The sequence below is a fragment of the Streptomyces alboniger genome (genome assembly GCF_008704395.1).
GTDB lineage: Bacteria > Actinomycetota > Actinomycetes > Streptomycetales > Streptomycetaceae > Streptomyces > Streptomyces alboniger.
In genome coordinates this window covers 3,987,394-4,005,693 of sequence record NZ_CP023695.1, presented here as the reverse complement: position 1 = coordinate 4,005,693, position 18,300 = coordinate 3,987,394, and the positions used below count along the sequence as shown (strand labels likewise).

The following is an 18,300-nucleotide window of genomic DNA, read 5'->3' as shown; positions in this document are numbered from 1 at the left end:
CCACGGGGACACGGGGACACGGGGATGCGGGAACACGGGGACACGGGGATGCGGGAACACGGGGGAACGATGGACGGTCACGGTCAAGGACGAGCCGCCGAACGTGGGCACGTAGCGAAGGGCGACCCTCAGGACGAGCTTGCCGCCCGGTTGCGCCTGCTCCAGGAGCTGTCCGGGCTCGGCGTACGGGCCCTCGCCCGGGACACCGGCCTCAGCTCGTCCTCACTGTCGCGCTACCTCAACGGTCAGACCGCCCCGCCCTGGCCCGCGGTGGTCGCCCTCTGCCGCCTGGTGAAACGCGACCCCCGCCCGCTGCGACCCCTGTGGGAACGGGCCTCGGCCCCGTTGCCCGCGCCCCCGAAGAGCAGCCGTCAGGTCCGGGCCCTGCCCCGCAACGACCTGCCGCGTGACGTGTCCGACTTCACCGGGCGCGAGGAGCGGCTCGCCGCCGTGTTCACCGCTGTCGAAAGTCACCGGGCGGTCTCCGTCGACGGCATGGCGGGCGTCGGCAAGACCGCTCTGGTCATCCACGCGGCGCACCGGCTCGCCGCCGACTTCCCGGACGCCCAGCTCTATGTGGACCTGCACGGGTTCACCGAAGGCCGGCCGCCCCTCGACCCCGACTCCGCGCTGCGGATGCTGCTCGGCGCCCTCGACGTCCCGTCCGAACGGGTCCCGCGGGAGGGTGTCGAACAGCTGGCTGCCTGCTGGCGGTCGGAGCTGGCGCGCCGCCGGGTCGTCGTGGTCCTCGACAACGCCGCCGACGCCGAGCAGGTACGCCCGCTCCTGCCCGGCGCGGGCCCCTCGGTCGCCCTGATCACCAGCCGTAACCGGCTCCTCGACCTGGACGAGGTGCCCCCGGTCTCGCTCGACGTGCTGAGCGCGCGGGAGAGCGCGGAGCTGCTGGCCCGCGCCAGCGGCGACCCCGGCGGCGCCGGCAGCAGGCTGGCCCGCGATCCGGAGTCCGCCGCGGAGGTGCTGCGGCTGTGCGGTCACCTCCCGCTGGCGCTGCGGCTGGCGGCGGCCCGGCTGCGGCACCGGCCCGGCTGGACCGTGGGCATCCTGGCCGAGCGGCTGGCCGAGGGCGCGAGCGAGTTCGACAGGGCGTTCGCCATGTCGGTCCGGCAGCTGGACCGGGCGCAGGCCCGCCTGTTCCGGATGCTTGGCCTGCTGCCCGGGGCGTCCTTCGACGAGTACGTGGTGGCGGCGCTGGCGGACGTGCCGCTGCGCACCGCCAGGGTGATGCTGGAGGACCTGCTCGACGCGCACCTGGTCCAGCAGCCCGCGGCGGGCCAGTACCGCCTGCACGACCTGGTGCACCAGCACGCGCGCAGGGCCGCGGCGGAGCAGGACTCGGAGGAGGAGCGGGGCCGCGCGCTCGGCCGGGTGCTCGACTACTACGTACACGCGGCTGCCGCCGCCGACGCGGCGATGCCGTTCCTGTCGTCCGGCAGGCCTCCCGCAGCGGGGCGCGCGCCGGCCGAGCTGCCGCGGTTCTCCGACAAGAACGCGGCCTTCGCCTGGCTGGTCGCGGAGTACGGAAATCTGATGGCGGCCTTCGAGACGGCGGCCGCCGTCGGAGCCGACGCGCACGTATGCGAGCTGCCGCGCTTCCTGCGCGCGTACTTCGCGCGGCGCTGCGGCACGACCCACCTCAATTCCCTCTTCGAACGCGCCCTCGCCGCCGCCGAACGTCTGGGCGACCCGTTGCAACTGGCGGAGGCGCACAGCGATCTGGGCTTCGCGCGCTACAACGCGGGCCGCATGGCGGAGGCCGCGGCCGCGTACGAGGCGGCGGGGATCCGGGTGTCCCAGACGGGCGACGCACGGGCCGAGGCCGAACTCGCCCTGCGCCGCGGTTACCTGAGCTGGGACGCGGGACAGGTGACGGAGCCGCTCGAACTCTTCCGGCTGGCAGGGAAGTTGTACGACAAGTCGGGCAGCCCGACGGGCGCCGCCCACGCGGCCGCGTCCGAGGCCTGGGCGATGCTGCAACTGGGCCAGCGCGAGGAGGCCGCGCATCGGGCCCGCGCGGTACTGGACACCCCCCACACCGACCCGGCGTGGCCGCCTGCCCTGACGGCCCGGCTCACCCTCGGCGTGGCCCTCGCCCACGAGGCACCCGACGAGGCGGCGGAACACCTCCGCCTGGCCCTGGCCCAGGCCCGCGACGACGGGCACCTGCACAATCAGGCGTGGTGCCTCAACTGCCAGGGCGTCGCGCTGCGTCAGATGGGCCGGTACGAGGAGGCCCTGGCCAGCCACCGGGAGGCCTTCGCCCTGCTCGACGAGTTGTTCGAGGAGCACTGGAAGATCCATTTCCTCAACGGCTACGGCGAGACCTGCCGCCTCGCGGGCCTCCCCGAAGAGGCCCTGCGGCTGCACCGCCAGGCGCTGGACATGGCCCCGCGCCTCGGCAATCAGTACGCGGCGGCACGGGCCCACGAGGGCATCGCGACGGTACTCGCGCAAACGGCTCCCCACTGACTCCGTTCCCGCGGCTCAGGCCTTGCGCACCTTCCACAGCACCTCCGCCGGCCACTTCTCCGCCCACTCCCGGTCCAGGGCTTCCTTGAAGTAGGTGCCGCCGTCGGCGGGGGCGGTGGGCTCCACCAACCGTTCGATGGTGAATCCGCAGTCCCGGAACATGTCGATCCACTGCGCGTAGGTGGAGTGGAAGACGACCACGTCGCCGCCGTACTTCATCCGGGCGTCGCCATAGGGGTTCGCGAGGTGCTCGCCGACCGTGCCGCTCTGGTTGTCGAAGCACATCTGTAGGAGCGGGGAGTAGGTGCACAGGCCGAGGATGCCGCCGGGGCGGAGCACGCGGTGCGCCTCTTCGAGCAGGCGCCGGGGTGGGGAGAAATCGAACGCGCCGTGGTCGCAGAAGGCCGCGTCGAAGACTCCGGAACGGAACGGCAGGCGCTCCGCCGCGGCTTGGACGAAACCCGCGGCTTGCCCGCCGAGGGCCCGCGAGAGCTGGCCGGAGGAGAGTTCGACGCCGTAGGCCCGGAACCCGGCGCGGGCGAACCCCTCGGTGTCGTGCCCGATGCCGCAGCCGAGGTCGATGATCCGGGAGCCGGCCGGAAGGTCGTCCGTGAAGATCCTGAGGTCGCTCTCCGGAAGGTGCCAGATGCCCCAGGAGGGGTGCCGGGCGGCGTCGAAGTGCTCGGGGTGGGCGTCGTGGTACAGCTCGCTGTTGGAGTCCCAGTACCGCTCGTTGACCTTGAGATAATTGATCTTTGCCATCGCTGTCCTCAGTCCTGCGGGGGTTCGCATACCGACAGGTCCGCCCAGCCGGACGGCGGGCTGACGTAGTTCTTCACGCGGAGCCGGGCCGCCGACCTGAGCCGTCCGAACACGCACACTTCGCCGGTGGCGTTGAGCGACTGCTCGGCCTGCGCGCAGCGGGCGAGCCGGTCGTCGAGGTCGTCCGCGGCCAGGGCGTGGTGCACGAGGTCCTTGAACGCGGACGCGGGCCCGCCGGGCAACTGGGCCGCGGGGCGCCGGGTGAAGGGGAGGAGGAGGGAGACCGGATCGGGCCATGGGGAGGCCATCAGCACGAGCCGGAAGTCTTCGCGGTGCGTAGTGGGGAGCTGGGTGAGATACGCCCGGTAGTCGATGGCCTCGGGCCGCAGGGTGAGTCCGGTGTGGTCGCCGATCTGCTCGGCGAGGACGTGGGCCGTCTCCCGGTTCGGTGAGAAGTCCGGGAAGACCAGGCGCATGGGGGTGCGCCCGGCCGCCGGGAACAGTTCGCGGGCCGCGCGGGCCGGTGGGACGGGGCGGCCCGGATCCCACAGCCCGGTCAGGGAGTCGAGTGGGCTGATGGCGCCGTGCAGCCTGCGGGACAGCTCCCGGCGGTCGAGGGCGGCGGCGACGGCCCGTTTGCGTTCGGCGGCCATGCCACTCGGCGGCAGGAGGGCGACGGCGATGTCGAGGTCGTCGACCTGGAGGTCGGGGTAGTCGGCGCGGCGTGCCCACTGGGGCACGGGGAACGTCGTCGGGCAGGTGATGTCGACGGCTCTCCGGTCGAAGAGGCGCTGACCGTGCTGGGCGTCGGAGGACAGCACGTACGTGACATCGGGTCCGGGACCGGTTGCCCGCAGGCGGAGTTCGCCCGGTGGCGCGTCGGCCAGGGTGTAGGCGCCGCTGGTGATGGCCGGGTCGCTGTGCCGGGGGCCGAAGACGGGGTTGGCCAGGAGTGCGGGAAGGTTGCCCACGGGGAGGCGGGTGGTCAGCCGCAGCCGGTCGGGGCCGAGGGGCCGTATCTGCTCGATGAGCGACACGAGCCAGGCGAAGGGGCCGGCCTGCCTGGCGACCGCCGTGAGGTGCCGGGCGACGTCGAGAGCGCGGATCGGCAGGCCGTCGGACCATCGCGCACCGGGCCGCAGGGCGAAGTCCCAGCGTTTCTCGTCCAGGCGTTGCGCTTGGTGCAACAGGCCTGGCATCAGGGTGCGGCCGGGGCCCTCCACGAAGAGCGGGCGGGCGAGTTGGCGCGTGATGGTCAGGCCGGTCCAGTCGTCGGCCGCGCCGTAGAGGCCCGACGGGATGAGGTCCGTTTCCACTCGGATCGGCTTGGACATGCCGCTTCCCCTTTGGCGCGATACCGCCGCGTCTTTGGCGCGAACCCGTGCCGTTAGGCGAAGCGCGCTCGGCGGGGCCTTCAGTGCGCCGGGCGCTTGTTTACCGGGTCTGGGCAGTGATACGGCCGGTTTCGAAGTCGATGATTTTCCGTACGTCGTAGTCGACGAGTTCGGTGATACCCGCGATGTGGTGAATAATCGAGGCGGCCATCCAGGCACCGATAATGGTGTTGTGGGGGCCGAACGAATAGCGCGTGCTCCGCAGATCTCCGGAATCGGCAGTCGACCCAGCGTCATCCGCGCGCGCGGAAAAGGCGAGCCGCTCCGGAGTAACCGTTGATTTCCCGGGCGCGAAGAGCGGCCCATAGAATCCGCGCTGCATACCCACTCCACCGAATATGGACGGCACATCCCGACCCCAGGCAGATTCGGACACCGCATCAGAGATGCTGCCTATCGGCTGGTCTATGCATACGGCGATGACATCGACGTCCGTATGCGCTTCGAGGAGTTCTTCGATGTCCGCGGATGATGTGACGAACCGGTCGACGAGCGAGACTTCGGCGTCTGACACACGGTCACGAATATAGGATTGGGACGCGTCCAGTTTGGGTTCGCCCACGGCCGCCCTGGGGAAGGTGAACTGGCGGTTCAGGTTGTTCAGCTGCACGTTGTCGGTGTCGACGAGTACGAAGCGCCTGACCCCGGCCCCGATGAGGTGCTGGAGGATCACGCTGCCGGTGCCCCCCACGCCCATGACCATGACCGTGGCATCGCAGATACGGCGTTGTGCCTCGTCAGGGCGGGGGGTGTGCAGGGCCAGATGCCCCCACTGACGGGCATGGATGCTGTCGTCGCCGGCCGGCCCCGAGGGCGACTCGATGAGAAGGCCGCGTTTGCGCAGGGCTCTGACGAGGCTTTCGCAGTCGGAGTCGCGGCTGGTCAGCGCTTTCAGGGCTTCGTTTTCGCAGCCGTCTTCAAGGGCGGCCATCAGTCGGCTGACCACGCCTTTACTGTCATCAAGGACGTATTTCTTCTTCTCGCCCTGGAACGTCACCGTGCTGCCGGCCGATTCCAGTTGCCAGGCAGGGTTCAGCCATACACGCATAGCCCGCGACACATCCTTGAGGCAGGAAGCGAATAACACGCACATGTGCAAGGAGCTGGAGGGCAGCCCCGCTTTACGGGGCTGCCCTCCGACTCACATTGTCAGCAGCGGTGGACCATCACCTGAGCGGCGTCGGCCACGTCCATCTCCTCGATGAAGAAGATGTCATCCTGCTCCTGCGTAGCAACCTGAATTGCGGTCTCAGTAACGTTCTCGTTCACTGTCGCTCCTCATGTGCATCGGAACTGAATTGCTCTGACGCCAGGAAGCTTCACCATTCTCCTAGGTGCTTGTCAAGCATCTTCAGGGCAGGATTTTTATTTTCCACGCAAAGTGCACTAAACGCCTTCAATGCGGACATTTCTTCCCTTGTGTTCGCCAATCTCTCCAGGCAGGATCCGTGAAACGCGTGAGGGCCTTTGGAGCCGTACCGCGGAAGGAATACTGCGGCGGGAATAAAGGATTGGCACGGGGGATTGAAGCAACGCCCGGGAGGGGTAGTGGACCCTTTGGGCGGATCACGAAAACCGGAACATGAAATTCCGAGCCCGCACACAGCGCATCTTCCAAAGCCGAGAGAACGAAGCTCAGAATCATGGGATTCCTTGAATTCAACGGTGTCGAGTGCAATCTCGCCGACGGGCGGACACTGTTCGAAGACGTCAGCTTCTCCGTGGGCGCCGGGGAGGTCGCAGCGCTGATCGGCCACAACGGCGCGGGGAAGAGCACCCTGGTCAACGTCGCGGGCAAGCGCCTCAAGCCGCGCGCGGGCGCCGTCCACGTACAGGGCGGCCTGGCGATGATGCCGCAGTTCATCGGTTCCGTACGTGATGAGTCGACCGTGCGGGATCTGTTGCTGGCCGCCGCCCCCGAGCGGATCGCCGCGGCGGCGGCAGACATCGACGCTCTCGAACTAGAGCTGATGGAGCGCGACGACGAGGCCACCCAGATGCGGTACGCCGAGGCGCTGGGCACCTGGGGCGAGGCCGGCGGCTACGAGATCGAGGTGCTCTGGGACGTGGTGACCACCGCGGCGCTCGGCATGCCCTTCGACCGCGCCCGCTTCCGCGACGTCAACACCCTCTCCGGCGGCGAGCAGAAACGCCTCGTCCTGGAAGCGCTGCTGCGCGGGCGTGAGCAGGTACTCATCCTCGACGAGCCGGACAACTATCTCGACGTCCCGGGCAAGCGGTGGCTGGAGGAGCAGTTGCGTACGACCGACAAGGCCGTGCTCCTCGTCAGCCACGACCGCGCCCTGCTGGGCAACGTCGCCACGAAGGTCGTAGCCCTCGAAGGCCGCACCACCTGGGTGCACGGCGGCTCCTTCACCGGCTGGAAGGAGGCCCGCCAGGCGCGGCGCGAGCGGCTGGCCGAGCTGCACCGCCGGTGGGACGAGGAGCACGAACGCCTCAAGGAACTGGTACACACGCTCGGCGAGCAGGCGAAGATCAGCGCCGCCATGGCGCCCCGCTACCGCGCCGCCCAGACCCGGCTGCGCAAGTACGAGGAAGCCGGCCGGCCGCCTGAGCTGCCCCGGGAGCAGCGCGTGGTCCCCCGCCTGACGGGCGGGCGCACCGGAACGCGCGTCATCACGTGCGAGCAGCTGGAACTGACCGGCCTCATGAAGCCGTTCGACCTGGAGATCTACCTCGGGGACCGCGTCGCGGTGCTCGGGTCGAACGGCTCCGGCAAGAGCCACCTGCTGAAGCTGCTGGCCGGCCTCGACGTGGACCACACGGGCTCCTGGCGCCTCGGCGCACGGGTCGTACCCGGCTTCTTCACCCAGACCCACCAGCATCCGGAGTGGGCGGGCAAGACGCTCGTAGAGATCATGGGCCGCGGTGAGGGCATCCGCGAGGGCCTGGACCGAGGGGCCGCCGCGGGCATGCTCTCGCGCTACGAACTGGCGGCCGCGGCGGACCAGCGCTTCGAAACGCTCTCCGGAGGACAGCAGGCGCGGTTCCAGATCCTGCTCCTGGAACTCGGCGGCGCGACCCTGCTCCTGCTCGACGAGCCGACGGACAACCTCGACCTGGTCTCGGCCGAGGCACTACAGCAGGCCATCGAACAGTTCAACGGCACGGTCGTCGTGGTCACCCACGACCGCTGGCTCGCCAGCTCCTTCAACCGCTACCTCCTCTTCCGCTCCGACGGCGAGGTCGTGCAGACGCAGGAACCGGTGTGGGACGAGAACCGGGTGACCAGGGTCCGCTGATCCCTTGGCGAGACCCCTACCGATCGAAGGAGAGGCAAGATGCAGGACTCGGCAGAGACCACTTCTGTCACGGACCGGCAGTCCACTTCCGTCCCGGACCAGCAGTCCGCTTCTGCGATGGACCACATGAGCAGGGACGCCGCGATCGCCTTCCACGCCAGGACGATCGGCATGCTGACCGCGGCCCCCGTGACGGAAGCGCTCGGTCTGCTGCGGCCGGGAAGCGACGCTCCGGCCACCAGCCTGCCCTTGATGCCGGCGGACATGACCGCCCCCCTCGTCTCCGAGCTGGCCGCATTGCCGACCTGGGACACGGAGCACTGGCTGCTCACCCCCGATGACGACGTGAAGCCGTGCAGCGAACAGGAGTTCACCGAGGCAGCCCCCGAGCGGCGTTTCTCGCGCAGCGGCTGCCTGCGCGACATCCCCCGGTCCGCCCTGGGCATCCGCGCCTTCATCTCCGCGCTCAAGAGCCAAAAGGTGGCCGCCGCGTTCTCCTCCGCGTTCGGCGAGAGCGTCTCCTTCCGCTCGGCCGACATCGCCAGGTACGAGGCCGGCCACTACCTGCGCCGCCACTCCGACACCTTCGACGACCGGCGCTTCGGGCTCGTCTTCTTCCTCTCGCCCGGCTGGTCCGCGGGCGACGGCGGTGAACTGGTCGTGGAGGCTCCCAGCGGCGCCGCCCTGGCCACGCAGCCCGAGCGAGGGCGCCTGGCGCTCCTGCGGATCAACCCCGGCTACCACCACAGCGTGTGCACGATCCGCTCGCGGTCCTGGGTGCGCTTCTCCGTCGCCGTCCACTTCGGCACGGCCAAGTCCGGTACGGCCGAGTCCGGTACGGCCAAGTAGCGGCCGCTCCGGAATACGGCTCGCCTCGACGGGCCCCGGCGGCCGACTATTGACCCCCGCACGGCTCTCGCCACCACAGGCAGAGCCGTGCGGTGATGTCCGCCCCCGCTTTCATCAGATCTACCGGCGTGCCGCCAGGAGTTCGACGTGCTCAAAGACAGCAGTTTCAGAAGCCTGTGGACTGCCCAGACCGTATCCCTGTTCGGTACCCAGGCCAGCGTGGTCATCATCCCGCTGCTCGCCCTGGGCACCCTCGACGCCTCCGCGTTCGAGATGGGCCTGCTCGGCAGCGCCGAGTCACTGGCCGTGCTGCTGCTGGGGCTATGGGTGGGCATGACCGCCGACCGCTACCCGCGCAGGTCGGTCATGGTGACGGCGAACATCCTGCGCCTGCTGCTGATCGGGATGATCCCGGTGGCCTACGCGCTCGACGTGCTGAGCATCCCCCTGCTCTTCGTCACCGTCTTCCTGGTCGGGGCCCTCACGCTCCTTTACGACTCCGCTCTGTCCTCGCACGTGGTCCTGACGTTCGACCGCCGCCAGCTCCCCAAGATCAACTCGTATATGGAGGGCAGCACCGCGGTCAGCGAGGTCGCGGGCCCGGGCCTGGGAGGCCTCCTGGTCCAGGCGCTGGGGGCACCCCTGGCCCTGGTCGCCGACGTGTGCAGCTACATCGCGAGCACGGTGCTGCTGCTCGGGTCGGGGGACAGCACGAGGAAGGGGGCGAAGGAGGAAGCGAAGAACACCGGAGAAGAGGATGCCGAGGCCGGCCACGAAGATGCCGAGCAGGAGACGGTCAAGGGCGCCCTGTCCGGCTTCACCTGGGCCTTCTCCCACCGCGTGCTGCGTCCGGTGATCGTCTCCGCGGCCCACTTCAACTTCTTCACCGCGATGTTCTTCGCCGTCTACACCTACTACGTGGTCAAGGAGTTGGGCTTCAGCCCCCTCCTCGTAGGCCTGGCGAGCGCGGCCGGCGGGCTCGGCGGCGTCCTGTCCGCGACAGCCGCCTCCACGTTCATGAGCAAGGTGCGTACCCGGCTGCTCTACGTCCTGTCCCTGGTCGTACCCACCGTGGGCGCGTTCCTCGTCCCCGGCTCCGAACTGCTGGGCTCCTCCGTTCTCCAGTTCCTGTCCGTGGCCGCCGGAATGTTCCTGTGGAGCTTCGCCATCGTCGTGAACCTGGTCATGAGCGAGACGATCAAGCAGATGGTGACGCCCTCGCACATGATCGGCCAGGTCACCTCAGCGATGCGCTTCACGACGCTGGGATTCGAGCCCATCGGCGCGCTCGTGGGCGGCACGGTCTCCCAGTTCCTCAGCCCCACCACGGCCCTGGTCATCGCGGCCTGCGGCCTCGCGACCTCCATCACCTGGGTCGTCTTCAACCGCCACCTCGGCATGTACGACGTGAATGAGGCCGAGCCGGTCAGCGCCACCTGACCCGAGGCGACGGGGGCCCGGCCGCCACCGGGCCGCGGACCGGTCAGTAGGGGGATGCCGCGTTCTGCCGCGCCCAGCCCTTCTCGGCGTCCGAGCCTTCCGGGGGTGGCACCATTCCATTGATCATCCACAGGTCCCGGCTGGTCTCGTCGACGTGGAACTCCCAGTGCAGTCCCGCGTGTTGTTCGAAGTAGGGCTGGAGCATTCCCCGGATCCACTCGGCGGTTCGGCGGCGGGTCTCCTGGTCGGGGTTGCGCCGGGCGATGTGGTCGATGGCGATGCGGACACCGGCCGGGGTGGGTTCCCCGCCGACGTAGAAGTCCGCGGCCGGCATTTCCTGGAAAAGGGTCACCACGTAGAACCGGGGCAGCCCGACCTTCTCGTAGTGGTCGGTGATGCGGGCGGCGAGCCGGCTCTTGTCGTGGTCGGTGAAGATTCCGGGGGTGTGGTGAATGGTCCACAGCGGCATGGCGGTTCGGTGCTCCTCGGGTCGTGGGGCGCGGGGCCCCGGGGGGGATGGGAGTCAGCCCGTGGCTGAGAAGGTGAGGTGTTCCACGGGCTCGGAAAGCGCCGCTTTGACCCTGCCGGTGACGTCGTCCGCGAGCACTTCCGCCTCCCCGGCCTCAAGTCCTTCGACGATCCGCGCGGCGATCTCGGCGGGCTCGGCCTTCGGCTGCCCGATGGCGGCGACCATGTCGGTGTCGATAAAGCCCGCGTGTACGCCGACCACCTGCGTGTTCTGGGCGGCCAGTTCGAGTCGGAGCGAGTTCGTGAGCGACCACGCCGCGGCTTTCGACGCCCCGTAGGCACCGCTGCCGGCCAGCCAGGACAGTACGGAGTGCATGTGGACGAACGCGCCCCCGCCGTTGGCGGCCAGGATCGGCGCGAAGGCCCGTGTGACCCGCAGCGGTCCGAAGACGTTGACGTCGAACATCTCGTCGGCCCCCTCCAGCTCGCCTGTCAGCAAGGGGGCCGGGAGCAGGACGCCCGCGTTGTTGAACACGATCTCGGCGTCCGCGGCGCCCCGCGCGAAGTCGGCGACCGACTCCTCCGAGCGGACCTCGAGCCGGGCGGTGACCACCTCGGGGCGGTCATCCACGTACGGGGCGCGCGCGGTGGAGTACACCTTTCGGGCGCCGCGCGCCAGCAGTTCGTCCACGAGCGCCGCGCCGAGTCCCCGTCGGCCGCCGGTCACCACGGCCACCTTGCCTGCTACCGCCACCATCAGAGCCTCCCACCTGAGTAACGTCATCGTTAGCTAGAAAGGAAGCACGATTCCGCTGGGTAACGCAAGCGTTAGTTACAATGCCGAAATGGCGATGGAGTTCGAGGAGCGGCTGCGTGACCGGGATGCCTGGTCGATCGGTGACGGCTGTTCGGCGGAGCGGGTGCTGGGCCTGCTGAGCACCAAGACGGTGTTCCTGGTCATCCGCGAGTGCTTCTACGGCACCACCAGGTTCGAGGACTTCGTGACGCGGATCGGGGCCTCCGCGCCCGCGGTGTCCCGGGCACTCAAACAGCTGGAATCCGCGGAGGTCGTCGCGCGTGCCCCGTATCAGGAGGCGGGTAGCCGGGCCCGCGACGAGTACCGGCTGACCGCGGCCGGCGAGGACCTGCTGCCGGTGTTCCTGTCACTGATGCAGTGGGGCGACAAGTATCTCCAGGGGGGCCGCCCGCCCCTCTCGTTCGTCGAGGCCGCCACCGGCCGCACCACGAGAGTCAGCGTGACCGCCGAGCCGGTGCCGCAGACGGCATCCGACGCCATAGAGATCCGGCTGAACCCGGAGTGGCAGGGCGACTAGCGAATGCGGGCCGGGCGGGCGGGGCCCGGCTGATACGCCACCTACGCGCCCCCGGTGCCCGGGAGGGTCGCGCCCAGGCCGATCGCGCGCAGCTCGGCGGGATCGAGGATGCGGTAGGTCCGGTTCATCCGGCCGTTGGAGGTGTCGGCGAGGATCTCGTGCTCGCGCAGTTCCTTGAGGGACTTCTCCACGGTGGAGACGCCGAGCCCGAGGGCGTTGGCGAAGTCACGCTGGGTGGGGCCGGTCACGACGTGGGGGTCCAGAGCGCCGGAGAGGATCTTGGCACCGAGTCCCTGCTGGTACATGAGGTGGAACAGGAGCCGGGCGACGCGGTGGATCGGCTTGCAGGCGTCCGTGCCGTAGAGGTCCTCGAACTCCAGGACGTAGGTCATCAGACGCTGGTGGACCATACGGACGACCGACAGATTGCGCACCGCGACGGAGCGCAGGGCCTTGCGCGGGATGCGCACGGTACGCGTGGCGGACAGGAACTGGACCTGTTCGAGCCGGTTGACGGACGGCACATCGGTGAACAGGTCGAGGTTGCCCAGGAGGTAGTTCCCGCCCCAGATGCGCCCGTTGACCAGCACGGTGCCGAACAGTACGAACTCGACGTGGTGGGAGTTCAGCGGCTCGGGCTCGGCGGAACGCTGGTGCCGGTACAGCATGCTGAAGCGGGCGAGTTCGTCAGCGACCTCGTGGTTGAGGCCCTGCTGTAGGTAGTAGTACTGCAACACGCGCAGCGCCCGCGCGCTGCGGGGCTCGACGGTGCCGGCGCCGGCCATCTCGTACACCGGGGCCGGGCGGGGAACGGCGGATGGGCTGGGGACGACGGACGAGCTGGGGAGGGCAGGTGGATTGGGGGCGACGGTCACGCGTGACCTGGCCGTGATGCTCTTGTCGGGCTCGTCGCCCCTGGTGCGGCTGTCGGTCACAGCAGCCCCGCGGTGATCTCGGCGTGGAGCGGCCCGGCGACGGTGTGCGCGGCCACGGGCGGAGCCGGGGGCTCGGTGAGGACCTTGGTGATCGGCACCATCGATCCGACGAGCGTGCCGATTCCGACGATGACGGCGACCACACGGGCCGGCGCCGACTTGAGCCGGTCGACGGCGAAGGCGATCGTCGCGAACACGATCAGGAAGATCGCCACGAGGACGACGAGCCGGACGAGGTCGGCCTCGGGCTCGGGCGGGGGCTCCATCAGGATCCGCGTGACGGGGACCAGCGCGCCGACCAGGGTGGCGATCGCGGTGACGATGGCGGCGACGCGGACGGGCTTGGACTGGAAGCGGTGGACGACGAAGGCGATCGTCGCGAAGACGATCAGAAAGATCGCCAAGAGGGCGACCAACGGAGCCGTGGCGGACACGAGCAGTTCTCCCGGTGCTGGACGGGCAGGGATCGCGGCTGCTGCCCGGCTTCCCTCCGGTGGCTGATGCCGGAGGGAGGACGAGCCCGGCACGGGTGCCGGATGCCGCTGGACTGTTCATCGCTCTTCTTGCAATGGCCGGGCTTCGGCACCCGCGTAACAGGCTCCATCGACCGGTTAATCGCAGAGGGTACCGAAGACCGACAACGTGCCCAACTAAGGCTTCCCGAGAGGGATTTGAAGATCAAACGGCGAAGCATGGCAAGTCCACTAAACGGCCACTTATCAGGGATTCAGGGGGTTGTTTGGGCGTCAAGAAACCCGTAGGCATAGGGCTTTGGCCGCGTCGGCCCCCAAAATCCCTCCGGATAAGGCATAACGAGGCACCAAGTTCGGTTACATATCCAGTGCTGGACACAGGCCCTGGACTGGCCTTCGCTCAGCATCATCGGGCATTTGCCCGGAGGGTTGGCCCCCTTCGGGTGCCCGATGTTCATCGTCACGAGGGCCCCGCCGACGGCGGGGCCCTTCGTATTTCCCCAGCTCACACCAGATGGCCGGCAACGAAATCCGCAGCCGCACCCCGGACCCGCTTCCCGTTGATCACCTGAACGAGAGCTTCCGCCCCGATTTCGATCACGACTCCTCATGCAGATCAAACAAATGGAGAAATCGGGACCAAAGGCATCCTCCTCCGAGATTGCGAAATCGGCTACAGGTTGTAAGATGCCGCGCTCTTCATCACCCGACGCGATCAGAATGTACTCGCCAGTAATCGAATGTGCAGGCGAAACGTCAGCATAAGAGTCCTTGTGCACGTGTATGCCGGTTTCGACGCCTGGCCACGCTCCGTCGACAGCATGAGTGCGGCAGCATGAGCCCGGCAGCGGAAGTTCGGCAGCGAGGGTTCGGCAGCGGGGCCGGCAGCACGAGTAACGAATCGCCCGGGACGCGGGGCGCGGGACGCCAGGCAGATCGGGCCGCGGCCGACACGGCTGCCACGGAGCGCTGACGTCAGGAAAACGAAAAGCCCCCCCCTGACCCGCGTTTCCGCAGGTCAGGGGGGCTCTCGGACTGTGGAGCCTAGGGGAGTCGAACCCCTGACATCTGCCATGCAAAGACAGCGCTCTACCAACTGAGCTAAGGCCCCGAGAACGATGCACCGGACCGGAAGAATCACCTCCCGGCGTGCGTCGCAGACCAGAGTACCGGGTCTCCCCCCGGATCCCGCAAAAGGATTGGGGGTCCCGGTCCACGACCACGCTCCGTAAGATGCACGACGTGGTTCGCGGCAGCGAACCGCGGTCTTAGGGGAAGCGATGGGGAGACGCAATGGACGCCGCACAGCAGGACACCACCGCGAGAGCACGAGAGCTCCAGCGGAACTGGTACGGGGAGCCGCTGGGGGCGCTCTTCCGTCGCCTCATCGATGATCTGGGCCTGAACCAGGCACGCCTGGCCGGAGTCCTCGGCCTGTCCGCGCCCATGCTCTCCCAGCTGATGAGCGGTCAGCGTGCCAAGATCGGCAACCCCGCGGTCGTCCAGCGGGTCCAGCTCCTCCAGGAACTGGCCGGCCAGGTCGCCGACGGCAGCGTGAGCGCCGCGGAGGCGACCGACCGCATGGACGAGATCAAGAAGTCCCAGGGCGGCTCCGTCCTCACGAACACCGCCCAGACGGCGACCAGTTCGGGCGCGCCCACGGTCAAGCGCGTCGTGCGCGAGATCCAGTCGCTGCTGCGCTCCGTCGCGGCGGCGGGCGACATCATCGACGCCGCGGACTCCCTCGCCCCCACCCATCCGGAACTGGCAGAGTTCCTCCGGGTGTACGGCGCCGGACGCACCGCGGACGCGGTCGCCCACTACGAGGCGCACCAAAGCTGACACAGGCTGATCCGTCGACCGGGCCGCCGCGCGGCCCGGAAGGGGAGCGGAGCGCGACCATGGGTGAGGTCTTCGCCGGCCGGTACGAGCTGGTCGACCCGATCGGGCACGGGGGAGTCGGTGCGGTCTGGCGCGCCTGGGACCACCGGCGCCACCGGTACGTGGCCGCCAAGGTCCTGCAACAGAGCGACGCGCACGCCCTGTTGAGGTTCGTACGGGAACAGGCCCTGCGGATCGACCACCCCCATGTACTCGCGCCCGCCAGCTGGGCCGCCGACGACGACAAGGTCCTGTTCACCATGGACCTGGTCGGCGGCGGCTCGCTGGCGCATGTCATCGGGGACTACGGCCCGCTGCCGCTCCGCTTCGCCTGTACGCTCCTCGACCAGCTCCTCTCCGGTCTCGCGGCCGTGCACGCCGAGGGCGTCGTCCACCGCGACATCAAGCCGGCCAACATCCTGCTCGAAGCCACCGGCGCGGGGCGCCCGCATCTGCGCCTGTCCGACTTCGGCATCTCGATGCGCAAGGGAGAGCCCCGGCTCACCGAGACCGACTACGTGGTCGGGACACCCGGCTACTTCGCTCCTGAGCAGATGATGGGCGCCGAGCCCGACTTCACCGCCGACCTCTTCGCCGTCGGCCTGGTCGCCCTGTATCTCCTGGAAGGCGCCAAACCGGACGCCAAGGCGCTGATCGAGCACTTCGCCGAGCACGGCACCCCCAGCGCCCCGAGCGGCATCCCGGAACCGCTCTGGCAGGTCATCGCAACCCTGCTCCAGCCCGACCCCCGGACGCGCTTCCGCACCGCCACAGGCGCGCGCAAGGCGCTGGCCTGTGCCGCCGAGATGCTGCCCGAGCCCGGCCCGGACGACGAACTCGTCGAGATCTTCGACCAACTCGCGCCGCTGCCGACGGGTTTCGACCCCGACGGCCCCCTCGCCTCCGCGCCTCGCCCGGGACCCGCGCCCGCTCACGTACACCTCCCACCACAGCCGAACCACCCCGATCCCTTCCCGGCCCCGGCACAGTCCCCCTCGCGGCCCGCACCGACGCCGCCGGCCGCCCCACCGCCGACGCCGGCCCACGCCCCGACCCCGGCAGTCAGTCACCCCAGCTCGGAGGCCGACGCCTTCCACCTGGCCCCGCCCCAGCGGCCACCCCACCCGTCCACTCCCCCCACGCCGCCCCCTCTACGGGCCCCCTCGCCCGAGCCCGCACACACGCAGGCGCCTGCACCTGCCCCTGCGCCCGCGCCGCACCAGATCACGACCCATCAGGCCACGAACCACCAGGCCGCACCCCCTCCGGAGCCCACAACCCATCCCCAGGCCACAACCCACTGGACCGTCCAGCTCCCACCCCGGAACCAGGCAACCTCCCAGCCCCAGTCCTACGCACCGTTCTCCCCCGCCGCGCGAAGGCGCCCCGGCCCGCCCGCCAAGGTGGCGGTCCCGATGCTGTTCGTCGCGCTGGTCTGCCTCACGGTCGGGATCTGGGCGCTGACGCAGCTCTGACAGCTGGAAGTCCGGGGGCGGGCCTCCATGCGCCGCCCCTCACCAGCCCCGAGGCGGCCCGAACTGCGCACCCGCGGACGCATCACCGGGGCCACCCTCGCCCGCCGCCCGCCGCCGCGCGACCAGCGTCCACCCGCCGAGGACGCCCAACAGCACCACCCCGGTCCCGATCCCCCCGGTGGCGAGGACGGCCATCGCACCGGCGTCGCCCCCGCCCGTGCCGCTCCCGGCGGCCGTCTCCCCGCGCCGGGCGGCCTCCGTGTCCCGCTCCGTGACGCCGAACTCCTCGTCCGGCACGGGCGACCCCGCGTACACCGGACCCGGCCGCGCCGCCCCGTCGACGTCCACCCGCAGCGTCAGGTCCAGCGGGGCCGCGCCGAACTTCCCCGCGACATCCGCGCTCAGGTGGACCGTCAGGTAGTACCAGCCGGCGAAACGCATCGCGGCCACCGCGTCCGCCGGGGCGAACCGGTTCTCGTACGCGACCGGAGGCACCGGATCCAGCACCGCCGACTTCTGGCTACCGTCGTACGCCGTATCCGCGTCGTCGACCTCCGCGCGCACCGGGTTGCTCAACGTCATGACCAGCGCGGACGCCACGTACCCCGTCCCGCGCCCGGCCTCCCGCCCCACGCCGCCTCGCTCACCGCCACCGGCAGCCTCACCCCCGCTGCTCAGGCTGCCCAGCTCCGCGGCGACAGAGAGCCGCTGTCCCCAGTCGACCGGCACACGGTAGAAGAGCGTCCCGCCGGGCTCGATGCTGTCCCCCCAGACGCCCTTCCCCAGCGCCCGCGCCCCGTTGAAGCTCGTGCCGCCCTCGCGGACCTTCCGCTCGCCGGTCGGCGCCACGGGTGTCGCGGAGTCCCAGGGCCCCGGCGGCGTCGTCGCCCCCTTTTCGCGCAGCGCGGGTTCCGACGCGACCCGAAGCTCCAGGTCCCAGCTCGTACGGGAGGACTCCGGGGCGCTGGTCCGCTCGACGAGTACGTAGTACGTGCCTGGCCCCTCGCAGCTCTTCTCGTCCGGGCCGACCCTGCGCGCCGCCGTGGCCGTGATCGGACGCGCGCTCTCCGAAGCACCGAACCTCGCCTCCTGCGACTCCCCGGGGCTGCAATTGTTGCCGTCGGCGTCCTGTACGGAGACCTCGACGCCATCGGCGTAGGACACCGTGCTGCCGGACGCGGGGACCGCGGTCACCGCGACGTACGCGCTCTCCTCGGCCCTGAGCTCCAAGCGGTAGAAACGCCGGCCCACGCGCGGGAGGGAGCTTTTATAGACCTTCCCGGCATTGAGCCGATGCCCTTCGGCGCTGCTCGTCGCGCCGTCGACCGTCTCGGCGCCCTCGGCGAAGCCGTACGAAGCGGACGCCCCCGTAGCCCAGGCCTGCCCCGGCAACACCCCCGCCGCACACACCACGGTGCATGCCACGACGCACGCCACCGCGCGGATCGCCACGCCCCAGCCCCCGCCAAGCCGCCGCCCCATCACGCGCCACCCCTCGTCGCGAGCCCAGCGGTCCTGCCCCGTCCCGCCCGTCCCGAC

At 69.8% G+C, this 18,300-nt stretch carries 15 protein-coding genes and 1 tRNA gene; 7 read left to right on the top strand and 9 right to left on the bottom strand.

The window, feature by feature from the left end; genetic code table 11:
• Positions 1 to 69: 69 nt before the first annotated feature.
• Positions 70 to 2,487, top strand: a complete 2,418-nt coding sequence (locus CP975_RS17780; protein ID WP_055527479.1) for a helix-turn-helix domain-containing protein — start codon at positions 70 to 72, stop codon at positions 2,485 to 2,487.
• Positions 2,488 to 2,502: 15 nt separating this feature from the next.
• Here CP975_RS17780 and CP975_RS17775 read toward each other — a convergent pair whose 3' ends face one another.
• From CP975_RS17775 to CP975_RS17765, 3 genes are all read right to left on the bottom strand, one after another.
• A complete protein-coding gene (locus CP975_RS17775; protein WP_055527480.1) occupies positions 2,503 to 3,249 on the bottom strand; it encodes a class I SAM-dependent methyltransferase in 747 nt (248 codons plus the stop codon).
• Between the two features lie 8 nt (positions 3,250 to 3,257).
• Positions 3,258 to 4,583: an ABC transporter substrate-binding protein gene (locus CP975_RS17770; RefSeq protein WP_055527481.1), complete on the bottom strand. Its 1,326-nt coding sequence runs from the start codon at positions 4,581 to 4,583 to the stop codon at positions 3,258 to 3,260.
• Positions 4,584 to 4,683: 100 nt separating this feature from the next.
• Positions 4,684 to 5,574, bottom strand: coding sequence for a ThiF family adenylyltransferase (locus tag CP975_RS17765; protein WP_425474256.1), 891 nt, complete (start codon positions 5,572 to 5,574; stop codon positions 4,684 to 4,686).
• A gap of 712 nt (positions 5,575 to 6,286) precedes the next feature.
• Between CP975_RS17765 and CP975_RS17760 the strand changes: the two genes are divergently transcribed.
• From CP975_RS17760 to CP975_RS17750, 3 genes are all read left to right on the top strand, one after another.
• On the top strand, positions 6,287 to 7,906 hold the full coding sequence (locus CP975_RS17760; RefSeq protein ID WP_055527484.1) for an ABC-F family ATP-binding cassette domain-containing protein: 1,620 nt from the start codon (positions 6,287 to 6,289) through the stop codon (positions 7,904 to 7,906).
• 39 nt (positions 7,907 to 7,945) lie between these two features.
• Positions 7,946 to 8,755, top strand: a complete 810-nt coding sequence (locus CP975_RS17755) for a 2OG-Fe(II) oxygenase (RefSeq protein WP_055527485.1) — start codon at positions 7,946 to 7,948, stop codon at positions 8,753 to 8,755.
• Between the two features lie 147 nt (positions 8,756 to 8,902).
• Positions 8,903 to 10,195, top strand: a complete 1,293-nt coding sequence (locus CP975_RS17750; RefSeq protein ID WP_055527487.1) for an MFS transporter — start codon at positions 8,903 to 8,905, stop codon at positions 10,193 to 10,195.
• Between the two features lie 43 nt (positions 10,196 to 10,238).
• On the opposite strand, the gene CP975_RS17745 is transcribed toward CP975_RS17750, so the two are convergent.
• Both CP975_RS17745 and CP975_RS17740 read right to left on the bottom strand, forming a co-directional pair.
• Positions 10,239 to 10,664, bottom strand: coding sequence for a tautomerase family protein (locus CP975_RS17745; protein ID WP_055527488.1), 426 nt, complete (start codon positions 10,662 to 10,664; stop codon positions 10,239 to 10,241).
• A gap of 54 nt (positions 10,665 to 10,718) precedes the next feature.
• The gene (locus tag CP975_RS17740) at positions 10,719 to 11,420 is read right to left on the bottom strand and encodes an SDR family oxidoreductase (RefSeq protein WP_055527490.1); all 702 of its coding nucleotides are present in this window, start codon (positions 11,418 to 11,420) and stop codon (positions 10,719 to 10,721) included.
• A gap of 88 nt (positions 11,421 to 11,508) precedes the next feature.
• Between CP975_RS17740 and CP975_RS17735 the strand changes: the two genes are divergently transcribed.
• Positions 11,509 to 11,997, top strand: a complete 489-nt coding sequence (locus tag CP975_RS17735; RefSeq protein WP_150477095.1) for a winged helix-turn-helix transcriptional regulator — start codon at positions 11,509 to 11,511, stop codon at positions 11,995 to 11,997.
• 41 nt (positions 11,998 to 12,038) lie between these two features.
• Here CP975_RS17735 and CP975_RS17730 read toward each other — a convergent pair whose 3' ends face one another.
• The 3 genes from CP975_RS17730 to CP975_RS17720 all read right to left on the bottom strand — a co-directional run bounded on the left by CP975_RS17730 (position 12,039) and on the right by CP975_RS17720 (position 14,516).
• Entirely contained in the window at positions 12,039 to 12,932 is an 894-nt protein-coding gene (locus tag CP975_RS17730; RefSeq protein WP_055527492.1) for a Crp/Fnr family transcriptional regulator, read from the bottom strand.
• Positions 12,929 to 13,366: a hypothetical protein gene (locus CP975_RS17725; protein WP_055527493.1), complete on the bottom strand. Its 438-nt coding sequence runs from the start codon at positions 13,364 to 13,366 to the stop codon at positions 12,929 to 12,931. Before CP975_RS17725 ends, CP975_RS17730 begins: the two co-directional genes overlap by 4 nt.
• Before the next feature lie 1,077 nt (positions 13,367 to 14,443).
• Positions 14,444 to 14,516: transfer RNA gene (locus CP975_RS17720), tRNA-Ala, on the bottom strand.
• Between the two features lie 182 nt (positions 14,517 to 14,698).
• On the opposite strand from CP975_RS17720, the gene CP975_RS17715 reads away from it, so the two are divergent.
• A complete protein-coding gene (locus CP975_RS17715) occupies positions 14,699 to 15,247 on the top strand; it encodes a helix-turn-helix domain-containing protein (protein WP_055527494.1) in 549 nt (182 codons plus the stop codon).
• 59 nt (positions 15,248 to 15,306) lie between these two features.
• A complete protein-coding gene (locus CP975_RS17710) occupies positions 15,307 to 16,761 on the top strand; it encodes a serine/threonine-protein kinase (RefSeq protein ID WP_150477094.1) in 1,455 nt (484 codons plus the stop codon).
• Between the two features lie 39 nt (positions 16,762 to 16,800).
• Here the strand turns inward: CP975_RS17710 and CP975_RS17705 are convergent, their stop codons facing one another.
• Positions 16,801 to 18,243, bottom strand: coding sequence for a hypothetical protein (locus CP975_RS17705; RefSeq protein ID WP_246201541.1), 1,443 nt, complete (start codon positions 18,241 to 18,243; stop codon positions 16,801 to 16,803).
• Positions 18,244 to 18,300 lie beyond the last annotated feature (57 nt).